At 38.9% G+C, this 13110-nt stretch carries 14 protein-coding genes; 7 read left to right on the top strand and 7 right to left on the bottom strand.

Features of this window, described 5'->3' with window-relative positions; all coding sequences use genetic code 11:
• The first annotated feature begins 59 nt into the window (after positions 1 to 59).
• From CWB77_RS07430 to CWB77_RS07410, 5 genes are all read left to right on the top strand, one after another.
• Complete coding sequence (locus CWB77_RS07430; protein WP_138622134.1) at positions 60 to 1106, top strand: GGDEF domain-containing protein; 1047 nt, start codon at positions 60 to 62, stop codon at positions 1104 to 1106.
• A 111-nt stretch (positions 1107 to 1217) separates the two neighbouring features.
• Positions 1218 to 2057 carry a MipA/OmpV family protein gene (locus CWB77_RS07425; RefSeq protein ID WP_171043258.1) on the top strand — a complete coding sequence of 280 codons (840 nt, stop codon included), beginning with the start codon at positions 1218 to 1220 and terminating at the stop codon, positions 2055 to 2057.
• A 13-nt stretch (positions 2058 to 2070) separates the two neighbouring features.
• A complete protein-coding gene (locus tag CWB77_RS07420; RefSeq protein ID WP_010387982.1) occupies positions 2071 to 2436 on the top strand; it encodes a DUF3019 domain-containing protein in 366 nt (121 codons plus the stop codon).
• Positions 2437 to 2450: 14 nt separating this feature from the next.
• Positions 2451 to 3143: a response regulator gene (locus tag CWB77_RS07415; protein ID WP_010387984.1), complete on the top strand. Its 693-nt coding sequence runs from the start codon at positions 2451 to 2453 to the stop codon at positions 3141 to 3143.
• Between the two features lie 26 nt (positions 3144 to 3169).
• Entirely contained in the window at positions 3170 to 4405 is a 1236-nt protein-coding gene (locus CWB77_RS07410) for an ATP-binding protein (RefSeq protein WP_138622132.1), read from the top strand.
• A 107-nt stretch (positions 4406 to 4512) separates the two neighbouring features.
• On the opposite strand, the gene CWB77_RS07405 is transcribed toward CWB77_RS07410, so the two are convergent.
• Together CWB77_RS07405 and CWB77_RS07400 are read right to left on the bottom strand one after the other, a co-directional pair.
• Complete coding sequence (locus tag CWB77_RS07405) at positions 4513 to 4734, bottom strand: DUF3820 family protein (RefSeq protein WP_138622130.1); 222 nt, start codon at positions 4732 to 4734, stop codon at positions 4513 to 4515.
• Positions 4735 to 5018: 284 nt separating this feature from the next.
• Positions 5019 to 6590 (bottom strand): cation:proton antiporter domain-containing protein, encoded by a 1572-nt coding sequence (locus CWB77_RS07400; RefSeq protein WP_138622128.1) that lies wholly within the window; start codon positions 6588 to 6590, stop codon positions 5019 to 5021.
• A gap of 310 nt (positions 6591 to 6900) precedes the next feature.
• Between CWB77_RS07400 and CWB77_RS07395 the strand changes: the two genes are divergently transcribed.
• Together CWB77_RS07395 and CWB77_RS07390 are read left to right on the top strand one after the other, a co-directional pair.
• On the top strand, positions 6901 to 7644 hold the full coding sequence (locus CWB77_RS07395) for a sporulation protein (RefSeq protein WP_138622126.1): 744 nt from the start codon (positions 6901 to 6903) through the stop codon (positions 7642 to 7644).
• Between the two features lie 51 nt (positions 7645 to 7695).
• Positions 7696 to 8139, top strand: coding sequence for a GNAT family N-acetyltransferase (locus CWB77_RS07390; protein ID WP_010387991.1), 444 nt, complete (start codon positions 7696 to 7698; stop codon positions 8137 to 8139).
• Between the two features lie 49 nt (positions 8140 to 8188).
• Here CWB77_RS07390 and CWB77_RS07385 read toward each other — a convergent pair whose 3' ends face one another.
• The 5 genes from CWB77_RS07385 to CWB77_RS07365 form a co-directional block, all read right to left on the bottom strand.
• A complete protein-coding gene (locus tag CWB77_RS07385; RefSeq protein WP_010387992.1) occupies positions 8189 to 9544 on the bottom strand; it encodes a sodium-dependent transporter in 1356 nt (451 codons plus the stop codon).
• A gap of 197 nt (positions 9545 to 9741) precedes the next feature.
• Complete coding sequence (locus CWB77_RS07380) at positions 9742 to 11031, bottom strand: sensor histidine kinase (RefSeq protein WP_138622124.1); 1290 nt, start codon at positions 11029 to 11031, stop codon at positions 9742 to 9744.
• Positions 11032 to 11117: 86 nt separating this feature from the next.
• Positions 11118 to 11822: a response regulator gene (locus CWB77_RS07375; protein ID WP_138622122.1), complete on the bottom strand. Its 705-nt coding sequence runs from the start codon at positions 11820 to 11822 to the stop codon at positions 11118 to 11120.
• 41 nt (positions 11823 to 11863) lie between these two features.
• Positions 11864 to 12250, bottom strand: a complete 387-nt coding sequence (locus CWB77_RS07370) for a DUF3019 domain-containing protein (protein ID WP_010387996.1) — start codon at positions 12248 to 12250, stop codon at positions 11864 to 11866.
• Entirely contained in the window at positions 12240 to 13097 is an 858-nt protein-coding gene (locus tag CWB77_RS07365) for a MipA/OmpV family protein (protein WP_138622121.1), read from the bottom strand. The genes CWB77_RS07370 and CWB77_RS07365 overlap by 11 nt, the downstream gene beginning before the upstream one ends.
• Between the last annotated feature and the right edge of the window lie 13 nt (positions 13098 to 13110).

Raw genomic sequence — 13110 nt, 5'->3', positions numbered from 1 at the left:
AACCGCTAATATTTATGTGTTTGTTAACATCTTTGTTGTGATGTCTGAGAGTTTCAATTATGGATAATACTGCCTCACTTGCTCATTCTGCCCAGTGTTTAAAAAAAGCCATTCCACTTATGGTGAAGTACAGAATGCCAGTAACGCCAATAAACTATGCGATTTGGTACTGTTATGTACAGGGCGATAACCCGCAACTAAATACAGAGCTTGATAAAGTTATCGGTCAGCACAATACTTGCTCAGCTCAAAATGCACAGGAAATATTTGATAAATACATAAACGACGAAGAATTAGCGTTTTTTCAACAAATGTCTGAAAAATTTCATGGTACGGTAGAGCAAGTACAGTTTGACTTGAGTGACTCTATTCAGTATTCAAAAAGCTTTACTACTTCGTTAGTTGACTCACAAAATGAGTTAAAAACACTCTCTAGCATTAACTCATTTAATGAAATTCTATCTTGTGTTGAACGTCTAACAGATGAATCAATCGCAATGCAAGATTATGCTCGCGGTTTCCAAACTAAATTAGCGCAAGCATATAATGAGATAAAAGATTTAAGAGAAGCCCTCACTATGACTCAAGAAGCGGTTGATAAAGATTCACTAACGGGGTTATTTAATCGCGGTAAGTTTGATACTGACATAGTCGAGTTTTGTGTTCATGCATCTTCACAAGATGAGCAATCTAAGTTAGCCGTGTTAATAATGTTCGATATTGATCACTTCAAGCGTTTTAATGACGATTTTGGTCACCAAAAAGGCGACGAGGTACTCAAACTTGTCGCTCAGAAAGTTCAAAATTGTGTGCAAGAACAATATAATGCGTATCGTTTCGGTGGTGAAGAATTTTGTATTACAGGTTACTTTGATAGCATTAATGATGCGATGACATTCTGCAATCAGTTGCGTTTGAGTATTGCTAAATTAACTATTCGTAAAAAAGAAGATAGCGATTATAAACGTAATATCTCAGCAAGTTTTGGTATTGCTTTAATGGAGCCTTTTAGTAAAAGCTGTTTATTAGTAGAAAAGGCTGATAGAGCACTTTATTTAGCTAAAACCCATGGTCGAAATCGAGTTGAAATAGCCGCTAATTTGTAAACGTGTTCCGTTTGTATCAAATTTGTTAATGATTGTAACCCTCTAGAGCTTGTACTTATACTACTTGCTACTATAGGGTCAAAGCCACTTTATAAACTAGTGAATAACCCCATGGTGTTACATCTGAGAATAAAAATATGCATTTTATTGGCGTTGTTTAGCGCTAATGCCATTGCTCAGACGCAGCAACACATCTCTACTGATGAGCTTAAAATGAGTGTCAGCTTAGGGGGGGGAGTGATCAGTAACCCTTTACATGGTGCAGACAACATTCCTTTGGTGGTGGTTCCACAAGTGGCTTATTATGGCCAAAATTGGTTTTTTGATAACGGTCGTTTAGGCTATTCTTTTATACAAAGTGATACGCATAACATTAGCTTTGTGTCAGAAATTAACCCAGAATCACGATTTTTTATTGACTGGCATCCGCAAAATATATTCCCGCTCACAGCAACGGCTAATAACGAAATATTAGAATCGCAACACATTGAATCTCCTCGCCAGATTAATATCAATAATATTCAAAAAAGACGAGTGGTGCTGGATGCCGGCGTCAGTTATGTTTTTGTAAAACAACAACAGGTATTTTCTGCGCAATTATTGCATGACGTAAACAGTGTTTATAATAGCTTTAGGGGCTCGCTACAATGGCAATACCATTTTGATCTTAAGGTGTTAGAACTTAAATCGACCTTAGGCGTAAACTACAAATCAGCACAACTAAATAACTACTTTTATGGCTTAAACAATACAGAATCTTTATATGGTGAAATAGAAGTTGGTAGTAGCTGGCAACCTTATGCTAAAATCGACGTCCGTTGGCCGGTAGGTAAAGCCAACGCACTTCGTTTTCATTTAGCATATTATGACTATTCAGCAATGGATAGCAGTCCGCTCTTTGAACATGACTATTCAATGACCGCCTTTATAGGATTCGAACATACATTTTAATATGAAGTGTTTTATGTTGGTTGTGTTTGCAGCTTCATTTTTTAGCAACCTAAGTGTTGCAAAAGCCTCTTCACTTAACGTATCACCCAAAGTCTGTGTGGTTTCCGAACAACAAGAATTTTGTGATCTTGAGTTAAAATTTAAGTGGCAACTGTCTGAGCCAAGTGATGTGTGTTTATACCAGCAAGATACCCAATTGCAATGTTGGCAAGGGGTAAAAAAAGGGCAATTTAGTTATAAAGCGCGTGTTCAGGTGGAGACCATATACTCCCTGATTAATCCCCTTACAGGTGTGTCATTAGCGAGTGTGCAAGTAGAAGTGCAAACTGCATACGCTAAGAAAAAACATCGGCTACGCTCACCTTGGAGCTTTTTTTAATTTAGGAGCAGTAAATGCCAAAGATATTACTTGTTGAAGATGACTTAGGGTTGCAACAATTAACCAAAGACTATCTTGAACATAATGGCTTAGAAGTTGACGTATTAGAACGCGGTGACGAAGTGTTTCCTTATCTGAGTGAAAACCATGTTGATTTAATCATTCTAGATGTGATGCTGCCAGGAAAAGATGGCTTTAGTGTGTGCCGTCAAGTGCGCGACAAATACACCTTACCTATTTTAATGCTTACTGCAAAGGGCGAAGATTTTGACCAAGTTATCGGCTTAGAACTCGGTGCTGACGATTACGTTATTAAACCTGCAGAGCCGCGCGTACTATTGGCGCGAATTAGTGCATTATTACGCCGTGGACAGCCTAGCGTAAAAGCCATAGAAGAGCTTAAGTTTGGTGACTTATCAATAGATAAAACTAGCCGTATTGTAAAGCTAAGTGGTGTTGAAATCGTATTAACCTCACATGAGTTTGAATTGCTGTGGTTATTAGCTTCAAATGCAGGAGAAGTGCTCAGCCGAGAACATGTGCACCAACATATGATTGGACGTGAGTACGATGGGCTAGATCGAACCGTTGATGTACGTGTGTCTCGAATTCGTAAGAAGCTTGGTGATAACAGTGATAAACCATACCGTATTAAGACAGTGTGGGGACAAGGCTATTTATTTGTATCAGATGCGTGGGACATGTAATTAATGCAAGGTATTAGGCTAGGTTAATGGGAAAGCTATTTATTAGCCTTTACGTGTATATTATTGCTTCTTTGTTTATTGCCAGTGGTGTTATAGAGCAGCTTTGGCCGTATGATGAATCTGAGCAACATGTTTTGTTAGATAATGAATTTGGGCAGTCGTTATGGCTGCTTTCTCAAACGCCAGATGGTCTTGAGCAGCTAAAGCATAATTTTGATAGCCAAGTTATCGCCCAACAAGATTTGGTTCTCCCTCCTGAGCAGCAAACACAATTAGCTCAAAATAATTACCTTTACTTGTACGATAAGCAGCAACGTATTGTTTGGTATGTCACTTTAAATAACTCTCAGTTATTACAAGTAGGTCCTGTGGGTGTTAAAGCTAAAAACACTGGGACCGTGATACCTTATTTATTAGTTTTATTTATTATTAGCTTACCGATAGGGTTATGGAGCTTATTGTTATGGCGAGATTTTGCCAAGCTCAGTCAAGCCTGTGAAGCGGTCGGTGGGGCGCAAGATTTTCAATTAAGCGACAGCTCTAAATCATTCTTTTTACCCATCACTGATACATTAAAAGTAATGCAGCAACGGATAGAGTTTTTACTGAGTGCTCAACAAGAACTAACCTCATCAGTGTCACATGAGTTCAGAACACCATTAGCCCGTTTGAAGTTTGCAATCGCAATGTTAGAGAATAAAGTTCAAGATGGCAAAGCACAGCACTATTTATCTGATATGCAAATGGATATTCATGAGCTTGAATCCTTGGTATCAGAAATGTTGGAATACGCTCGTTTAGATACACAGCAACCAAGCTTGCAATTGGTTCCCTGTGATATCGTCGCATTAATTAAAGCTAATATCGAAAAAGTAACTTTTGATACCCCTATTAAATTAACCACAACGTTACCGAGTCAATTTATAAACGTATGCGATAGTCATTTCATGTCGCGAGTGCTACAAAATTTAATTAGTAATGCACTGAAACATGCTACGCAAAATGTACATATTAGTTTAACTGCCAACGCCGAAAAGTTATTTCTGGTGATTGAAGATGATGGCCCAGGTATTGCGGATGCTGAACGTGAGAAAGTGTTTAAACCTTTTACCCGTTTAGATAAAAGCCGTGATAAAAAAACTGGTGGGTTTGGATTAGGGCTAGCAATTGTAAATAAAATTATTAGCTGGCATAAAGGGCAGTGTAAGATTGAAGACTCACCATTGGGTGGGGTTAAGTTTATTATTACCCTCGACAACTGAATCCCAAACAATAAAAAAGCGCCATAAAGGCGCTTTTTTGCGGTTTAAAACCAAAAAATCAACAAGTAGCAAATAGATAGACAGACCATTTATAGAAAAGTTCTATTTTATTTACTATTTTTTTCTAGTAATGGCATCAGCATTTGCTCTAAGCCATTAAGCTTCACTTCGTACATCATTGCGAGCTGAGAGCCAAGCTTGCTATTAGGAAAGCCTTGTTGTTTAAACCACACTAAATATGGCTCAGGCAGCAAAAGTAAAGGGCGTCCCGCATACTTGCCAAATGGCATAATGGTGTTAATCGCGATTTTTAGTTGTTGAGGATCCATTACTGACATCTTTTATAAATAATGGGATAAGTGTAAGGGATTTTAAGGAAATAAAATAGGCTGTAACGGGCAAGTAACAGCCTATTGATAGAGGGAGTAGGCCCTCTAATTTGAGAATCTTATTGGTCACTTAAAAGCAAGGGGTCCGTTATTTGTCTTTTATAAAACACAAACTTAGGTATTAGCTTTATTCAACCAACACAGACATTTTACCTGATTTTTTCACCAATAAAATACTCAGATGTAAAGGAATGTAAATGCAATCTATTTGCATCTAAGCCCGATTACGGAAACAAGGTTTGCTTTACATGCTCCGCAAAACCGCTACCAGCCTCTAAATAAAAGTTATAAGTAGAATCTATTCCCATATCTTCTAATTCTTTTTGCTGATCGGGGTAGTTAGCAATCGCAGTTACTTGCCCTTTATAACCTGATGCTTGTAATTGCTCTAAAGCAAAAATATTTTGCATATGCTTAGGCATAGTTAACATGACCATTTCCACATGAGAGTGATTAACGCGCTGCCAAAAATCAGGGTCGGTGGCATCGGCAATTAATACTCTGCGTCCACGTTTAATATGTTTATCGACCACCTCAGGTTTAATATCAATACCTGCAACTACATCAGGGTGAGTTGCGTTTATTGTTTCATAGGCACCAGTGCCAATTCTACCCATACCAAAGATCACTATTTTCGTATCATTTAAGTTTACAGGAAGCTCTTCTGCTAAGCGGGTCTTGCTTTCAAACTTCAATAAGAGGCGTTCAATTTTAACGTACAGCTCGTTAGAGCGTTTATTTAAAGGGGAGGCAATCACAAATGTAATTGATACGGCAATCGCGATAACCGCGAGCCATTCAGAGGTAACCATACCGCTAGATGCAGCAACGGCACAAACAATTAAGCCAAACTCACTAAAGTTAGCCAAACTAAATGCGGTGAGCAAAGAGGTACGAGCTCGCAGTTTAAATAAATTAGTTAGTATGTAGTAAAGCAGCGTTTTAATAGGGATAATTAATACTAAAATTAAAGCAACGACTAAAGAGTGGGCAGTAAGCTCTGCACTTAAACCAATACTTAAGAAAAAGCCAACCAGTAGTATGTCTTTTAGGCTAAGCAGTGATTTAGACAGCTCACCTGCTTTTTTGTGAGGGGCGAACATCATGCCAATGATCAATGCGCCTAAATCGCCTTTTAATCCTGCGAATTCAAAGGCATTGTACCCAGCTACCAATGCAAAGAAAAAACCAAATAGCGGCAGTAACTCACCGTGTTTAGAGCGGTTTAAAACCCAGTACATAATTGGGCGAAACAAAGGTAGTGCAACAATTAACCCTAAAGCCCAAATGTTCGGTACTTTACCTGTACTGACCGCTAAGAATATGACTGCAAATATATCTTGCATAACCAAAATACCAATGGCGATTTTACCGTGCAAACTTGCCATTTCACCGCGTTCTTCAAGTACTTTTACAGCAAATACCGTACTCGAAAAACTTAAAGCAAAGCCGACTAACAATGCACTTTGCCAGCTTAAATCGACAAATAATGGCAGTGCGAATACACCAAGCAGCAACATGAAGCCACTAAACAATGCGCTACTTAAAATAATATGTATGGTGGCAGGAGCCCACACTTGTGGTTTTATAAGGTTAGCAATTTTTAGTTTGAGGCCAATACTAAAAAGTAGCAGTGTGACCCCTAAAGAGGCAATCGTTTCGAGTAGCTCCGTGCTTTTGTAACCCGCTAAATTAAGAATAAATCCGCCCATAAGAAAGCCGATAAGCGGCGGTAATTTTAGCTGATATATACCAAAACCGCAGACGAAGGCGGTAGCAAAATAAATTAGTTCCATAGTTATTAGTATCACTGCACTTGGCATTGTAGTGTAGCGAAAAACAATGCTTATTGACAATTTATCTACTTATTTCCTACTGCTAATTGGCTGATAGTGAGTATTTATCACCTGATTGCTAAAACACCTTTATGTATGCATAAAGGCGGCTGTAAAGTACAAAAAACACACATAAATGGCTAGTTTTATGGTAAACAGCATGTAAATAGCAGTTTTTCGCTGACAAGCGCTTTTAAATGTGGTTAAGATGCCATAACGAAGGAGTTTAAGTGTAAGCAAACAAGTGTATTGCTTAGCTTAAGGAGAAAATATGTTTAAAAAGATTTTAGCATCGGTAGGCATTGGTGCCGCCAAGGTGGATACTATTTTAGAAACCGAGCATCTTCAGCCTGGCCAACTATTCAATGCACAAATAGTTATTAGTGCAGGTGATGTAAGTCAAGAAATTGCGGGTTTAGATTTAATGTTAGTTACTCGGGTTAAAGTAGCCAGTGAAGACGGTGATTACTTTACTAATCATGTTATTGAACAATGGCGCATAACTGACATTGGTACTGTTGAGCCTGGTGAAGTTAAAACTATCCCGTTTGAAGCCCGTTTGCATTCAGAAACACCAATTACTGAAATTAATGCCGGTTATAACCAGTCTTATGTGTGGTTAGAAACAGGGCTTGATATTGACCTTGCGCTTGATCCAACAGATAAAGACCATTTGCACATCTATCCGAATGAAGCAGTTAAAACCTGTATGCAAGCAATGGAGAAGCTAGGATTTAATTTAGTTAAAGCAGATGTAGAGCAAGGCCATTTACGTGCTTCTACTTTTCAATCTGTGTCTGGGTGTTATCAAGAGCTTGAATATCAACCAAATAGTCGCAGCTTATTTGGTATAAAGGAAATTGAACTGTCGTTTATTCCTGAAGCGCATAAAACGCATGTACTGATTGAGTTAGACAGAGCATTTAGAAGTGACGGTTATGTCGATTTAACTATCGAGCATGATCATGTTAACTTATCTCAGTTATGTGATCAGTTAGAGCGATTATTTGCTTAATAAGATTATGGGGCCTTTTAGTAAGGCCCTGTAATAATAAAAGGTGTTTAAATGGCGTTTAAATGTGAGCCATTCTCTGCGCTCGACTCCCAAACCCTGTTTGCAATAATGCGTGAACGTGTTGACGTATTTGTTGTAGAACAAGCGTGTCCTTACCCCGAACTTGATGATGTGGATATTGCAGATGCTACTCGCCACTTGTATTCACTCAATAGGCAAACAGTAAATGCCTATGCTCGTTGTTATGAAAAAGATGCACATTATAGTGCGATAGGGCGTGTTTTAGTTGCTCAATCACAGCGTAGCTCTGGTTTAGGCAAAGAATTAGTTAGCCAGGCTATTGCCTGTTGTAGAACTCATTGGCCTACTCGTGATATTTATATAGGCGCACAAACCTACTTACTAAATTTTTATCGCTCATTTGGTTTTGAGTGTGTTGGGGAGGAGTACTTAGAAGATGGCATACCCCATCAAGATATGATTTTAAAGCAGTAGATAATTCTTAATAAATAAAGGCCCACATTAGTGGGCCTTTTTTGTTTTATTAGCTAAGTAAAGAATGTAAAAATACTAAGCTAATGGCGATAGGGCATACAAACTTAGTGTACCAAGGCCATATTTTCCAAAATAAGGTGTTATGTACTTCAGGGTTACCTTGCTGGATTGCTTTGAGCAATGACGACCTGTACCAGATCCACCCTACAAAAATACAACACATAAGTCCTAATAAAGGTTGCGCGACTTTAGTTGTTAAGGTGATCACTAAACCAAATAACGTGCCTAAGTTGCACACTATGGTAATACTAACTATGGCAATTAAAGCACCTATTAACCATGTTGCTTGCACACGCTTCATTGCAAAGCGCTCTACAGTGTACGATACCGGCGCTTCAAGCATTGAAATTGATGAGGTTAGAGCGGCAATGCTCATTAATGCAAAAAAAGCAAAACCAACAAATAAACCCACACCACCCATGCCATCAAATAAGGCGGGTAAAACCTGAAATACTAAGGTGTCTTCTGAAAGTAGTTTACCTGTTGTTGACGAGAATATTTCAACACCTTGGGCTTGTGCAACATACATCGCGGGGATAATCAGTAAGCCTGCTACAAATGCGATGAATACATCAATAAGCGTAACATAAGCCCCCAAAGAGACGAGGTTTTCTTTTTTACTGATATATGAGCCATAGATAATCATTACACTGGTGCCCAGTGACAATGAAAAGAAGGCCTGTCCTAGTGCACTGACTAATAAGGTGGGATCAAAAATAGAAGAAAAGTCAGGGACTAGGTAAGCTTTTAATCCCTCAACAGCGCCTTCTTGAGTCATTACATAGGCAATTAAGGCAAACAAAATACCGAGCAAAGCAGGCATTAAACGTTTTGACCATTTTTCAATACCATTTTCAACACCGCGGCTAATGATAGCAACGGTTAAAATAATAAATACCACAGTAAAAAGAATGTTACGTGTAAGTGACTGTTCACTTAACCACGAAGATGCCGCATCTGCGCCTATGAGAGTAGTAACCGGCTCTAAAGTCGCACTTAACATCCAACCAGCAACAATCGCATAAAAGCTTAGTATAAAGCCAGCACATAAAATCCCGCCAAAGCCAACAGCAAAGGCAAACTGCTTTTGCCAAGGTTTAGTGGTTAATTTAGTTAGTGAAGAAACCGCATTAGCTTGTCCATGACGACCTATCATCAGCTCTGCCATTAAAGCAGGATAGGCTAAAAAGAAGGCCAGTACTAAGTACGCGACTAAAAAGGCAGCCCCGCCATTACTTGCTGTTTGTGTCGGGAAACCCCAAATATTACCAAGCCCAACAGCAGATCCTGCCGCAGCCATTATAAAACCAAAGCGGGAGCTAAACTCACCTCTTACTGCACTCATATTATTTTGCTTCTCTATTTTTTCGACGCCGTGACAATCTACTGGAATTGTAAAAAAATAAAAAGTGCTTATTTGACTTAGTCGCACAATTATTGCGTTTTATTTTCAGATATAAATAACACGTGCATTTTTTGATTATAAATAGCACGATTTCTTTAATTATATTGCGTTAGTTAGAACGGATGGTACTTGTTTAATTAATATCTAAACCGCGCAATCGTAAGTGTAAAGCAGGCCCCACCAAGGTGCTCACTTTTACTCACTTTTACCGAGCCATGATGCCAATCGGCTACTTTGGCAACGATAGCCAATCCTAACCCGTAACTGTTGTCACTGCGATTACGGTGGCTGCGCTCACGAAAGAACGGGCTAAATACTTTTTGATTGTTTTCTTGAGCTATACCTGGGCCATCATCGGCAATGCTGATGACTAGAGTGTGCTCTTGTAGCGAGGCGGTTACTTTAATGTGATGATGTGCAAAATCGCAGGCATTATTAATTAAGTTTGCGATCGCTCTTGCTAGCCAATGTAAGTCAGCAAAAATAGTATGATCATCACATTCTAAAGAAATATTAAGCGAACGTGCGGTTATTCTTGGTTCAAGCTGCAGCACAATATCACTTAGATATTGTTTAAGGTTTGCTGATGAGTAAGTAAGTTTATTGGCATTTTGTTCCAAAGTAGCAAATGCTAAGTAGCTTTTTAACATTGACTCCATATGATCCAAATCGGTTTCCATACGGGTTAGGTAATGCTTTATTTTGCTCTCATCATGGCTATCAAGTGCAGCGTCAACACCAAAGCGTAAGCATGCTATTGGGGTTCTTATATCATGGGACAGGCTTGAGGCCATCAGTTTATTTTCAGCAACTAACTTTTCAATTTGACTTGCCATGCGGTTAAAGGTCAGTTCCACATCTTTTATATAGGTAAAGCGAGAGGGCTTAATTCGGGCTTTAACATTACCGGATGCGAACTGTTTTGCCGCATCATTTAATACTGTAAGACGTTTTGCTAAAGGGGTAATAATAAAGCCCATAAAAACACATAAGCCAGTATAAAATAACAAAGTTAAAATTATGTCGTTTCGCTGTATGTTCTCATAAGGTTTATCTAAACGCATGGTTAAATGGTAAGGGCTTAATGCATCATTAGTGTAGAGCATGTAAAAGCCTTGCTCGTCCTCAAGTATTAACCCGCCTTGAGTTTGCATTTTATCTAATAGCGCTGATGGTAATGCTAGCGACTGATTTAATTTGTAGTTAAGAGTCAGGTTAAAATCTTTGGCTAACTTAGTTACCTGTTCTGGTCGTGCCTGTGGCTTTATAGCTGTGAGCTGTTTACTTAACCCGACAATAATCTGGCTTTGAACGCTAAACTCATCCAAAGGTGCATGTGCTTGTTGGCTAAATGCATCAATAAGCCAACCTAAAACAATAATTGAAAGCAGCGCACTGCCTAGTAGTGAAATATAAAACTTTTTCATTGATGCTATTCCATAATAGGCTGGGTGTATTGAAGTGACTTTTATTATTGTCGCGCTTATTATTTTAAGCGCTCAGGCATTAAAACTTACCACGCTGTAGTCACAAACAAATAACCACGCCCCCAAATAGTTTTTATTTTTTCTGGTTTTTGCGGATCATCATTAAACTTTTTACGCAAAGCAGAAATAAGCACATCAACGCTTCTATCTAGGCCGTCATACTCTCTACCTTTGGTTGCTTTAAACACCGCATCACGTGATACAACCTGCCCAGCGTTGCTCGCTAAATAATGCAGTAATAAATACTCTGCGCTTGAAATATTCACATCTTGCTGGTTGAGTGTAACGTTACGAGATTCGGTATCAATACTTAATTGACCAATATTGATCATGCTCTCTTGAGCATCAGTTTTAGGCGTGTCACTGCTATAGCGTAAAGCCGACTTAATACGAGCAAGCAGTGCACGAGGGCGAACAGGTTTTATAATGTAATCTGTGGCACCGACTTCAAGCCCAATGACCTCATCCATTTCTTCATCTCGTGCGGTGAGCATAATTATAGGAGCTTGATAAAAGCTGCGTAACTCACGGCATACACTAATACCATCAAGACCTGGTAACATAATATCGAGTAAAATAAGTTGTGGGTTTAAATGCTTTACTTGGCTTATAACTTCATCACCGCGATGACATACATGCACAATATAACCTTGCTCAGTTAAATACTCAGTTACCCATTGTGCAAGAGAGATATCATCTTCAACCAGTAGAATAGTACCGTAATTATCCATAAGCTTTCTTCGTATACCTGAATGATGTTTATAGTGTGTGGCTAAAATAACCGCCAACGCCGCTTTTTTTGTCTATTTTGATACACCCATTGTAGTTTAACTTCGCTTACAGCAATCACTTGCGATGTATTACTATCAAACAGCTCAAATGAAATGCTCTGGGTTGAATCAAAGGCGTAATTAAGTGAGCCTTGTCGCTGTTTAAGCCAGCACTGCATAATGTATTTTGAGGTCGCATCGCGTAAACAATAATTTCCTACCTCTGGTTGCTGCCATGATAAGACAACATCGGCATAACATTGACGCCCTTCACGTAAGGCTACACAGGTATCGGGAACGGCAGTAAGTTCACTGGGTGGTTGTGTAGTGGCTGCAAGCAAAGAGCCCGAATATGTAAACAACAAACAGTAAAAAAATCTAAAGTACATAACGCAGGCCTACCTTGGCTTTGTGTTGATATCCTTGGGAAATAATTGGGCTGTCTTCAATTTCTTTTGAAAACCATGTGGTTAACCAGCCTGCTAAAAATACCCAATCTTGATTGATGGGATATTCAGCATGAAATTCAAATATAATACTGGTACTGGCATCGGTACTATAAATAGGGCGTGCTGCGTTTGCTTCATCGCTATCAATACCAAAGTAATAGTTTGTAAAATCAGCAGAGTAGGCACTTAAGCCAATACCGGAGCGAAACTCCCAATTGCGCCAAGGTTGAATATGGCTGAAAAACACATTGGCAACCCAACCATTATGAGCACCGCTTATATCATGTAAATATTCAAATGAAATTTGTGAGTTTTCAAATCGGCGTGTTAATCGAAGGCCGGTGTCAAAATCATAGTTACGCTTTTTTATACCACGCAGTGGATCAATTATTCCGTCGTTATAAAAGCCTAAACCTTGTTCATCAAAACCTGCTTGAATGTTGGTGCCTAATAAATCAAGACCCCAATCATATTTGTTAATTAAGCTATAGCCTAAAACAAGTCCACCGCTGAGCTGATTATGGTCAAAATCTAGATAAAAATTATCGTAAGAAACTGCAATACTCAAATCTAGTTCTGCACCAACATCATAGGAGTTCATGCCAACTAAATAAGAGTCTTCAATGTAATAACCTGCGCCAGCGCTCCAATCCCAGGCAAAACCAGTGGTGGGTTCCAAAGTGTTATCGGCATAGTAACGATTACTGGCGCTGCTTTGGGCACTAAAAATAGCGGCAACTAATAAGGCCGCACAACCAAAAGACTGTTTAAGAGAAGTATACGTCATCCTTGGAACCTTA

This window comes from Pseudoalteromonas sp. S1610 (assembly GCF_005887465.1).
Lineage (GTDB): Bacteria > Pseudomonadota > Gammaproteobacteria > Enterobacterales > Alteromonadaceae > Pseudoalteromonas > Pseudoalteromonas undina.
The sequence above is the reverse complement of the archived record's forward strand: the minus strand, read 5'-3'. Positions and strand labels throughout refer to the sequence as shown.

What these genes read in the sequence shown, in the direction of transcription:
- CWB77_RS07385 (WP_010387992.1), bottom strand. Translation starts at nt 9,544, where the DNA reads ATGAGTGCAGTAAGAGGTGAGTTTAGCTCCCGCTTTGGTTTTATAATG.
- CWB77_RS07365 (WP_138622121.1), bottom strand. Translation starts at nt 13,097, where the DNA reads ATGACGTATACTTCTCTTAAACAGTCTTTTGGTTGTGCGGCCTTATTA.
- CWB77_RS07390 (WP_010387991.1), top strand. Translation starts at nt 7,696, where the DNA reads ATGGCGTTTAAATGTGAGCCATTCTCTGCGCTCGACTCCCAAACCCTG.
- CWB77_RS07395 (WP_138622126.1), top strand. Translation starts at nt 6,901, where the DNA reads ATGTTTAAAAAGATTTTAGCATCGGTAGGCATTGGTGCCGCCAAGGTG.
- CWB77_RS07380 (WP_138622124.1), bottom strand. Translation starts at nt 11,031, where the DNA reads ATGAAAAAGTTTTATATTTCACTACTAGGCAGTGCGCTGCTTTCAATT.
- CWB77_RS07420 (WP_010387982.1), top strand. Translation starts at nt 2,071, where the DNA reads ATGTTGGTTGTGTTTGCAGCTTCATTTTTTAGCAACCTAAGTGTTGCA.
- CWB77_RS07410 (WP_138622132.1), top strand. Translation starts at nt 3,170, where the DNA reads ATGGGAAAGCTATTTATTAGCCTTTACGTGTATATTATTGCTTCTTTG.
- CWB77_RS07405 (WP_138622130.1), bottom strand. Translation starts at nt 4,734, where the DNA reads ATGGATCCTCAACAACTAAAAATCGCGATTAACACCATTATGCCATTT.
- CWB77_RS07375 (WP_138622122.1), bottom strand. Translation starts at nt 11,822, where the DNA reads ATGGATAATTACGGTACTATTCTACTGGTTGAAGATGATATCTCTCTT.
- CWB77_RS07415 (WP_010387984.1), top strand. Translation starts at nt 2,451, where the DNA reads ATGCCAAAGATATTACTTGTTGAAGATGACTTAGGGTTGCAACAATTA.
- CWB77_RS07430 (WP_138622134.1), top strand. Translation starts at nt 60, where the DNA reads ATGGATAATACTGCCTCACTTGCTCATTCTGCCCAGTGTTTAAAAAAA.
- CWB77_RS07370 (WP_010387996.1), bottom strand. Translation starts at nt 12,250, where the DNA reads ATGTACTTTAGATTTTTTTACTGTTTGTTGTTTACATATTCGGGCTCT.
- CWB77_RS07400 (WP_138622128.1), bottom strand. Translation starts at nt 6,590, where the DNA reads ATGGAACTAATTTATTTTGCTACCGCCTTCGTCTGCGGTTTTGGTATA.
- CWB77_RS07425 (WP_171043258.1), top strand. Translation starts at nt 1,218, where the DNA reads ATGGTGTTACATCTGAGAATAAAAATATGCATTTTATTGGCGTTGTTT.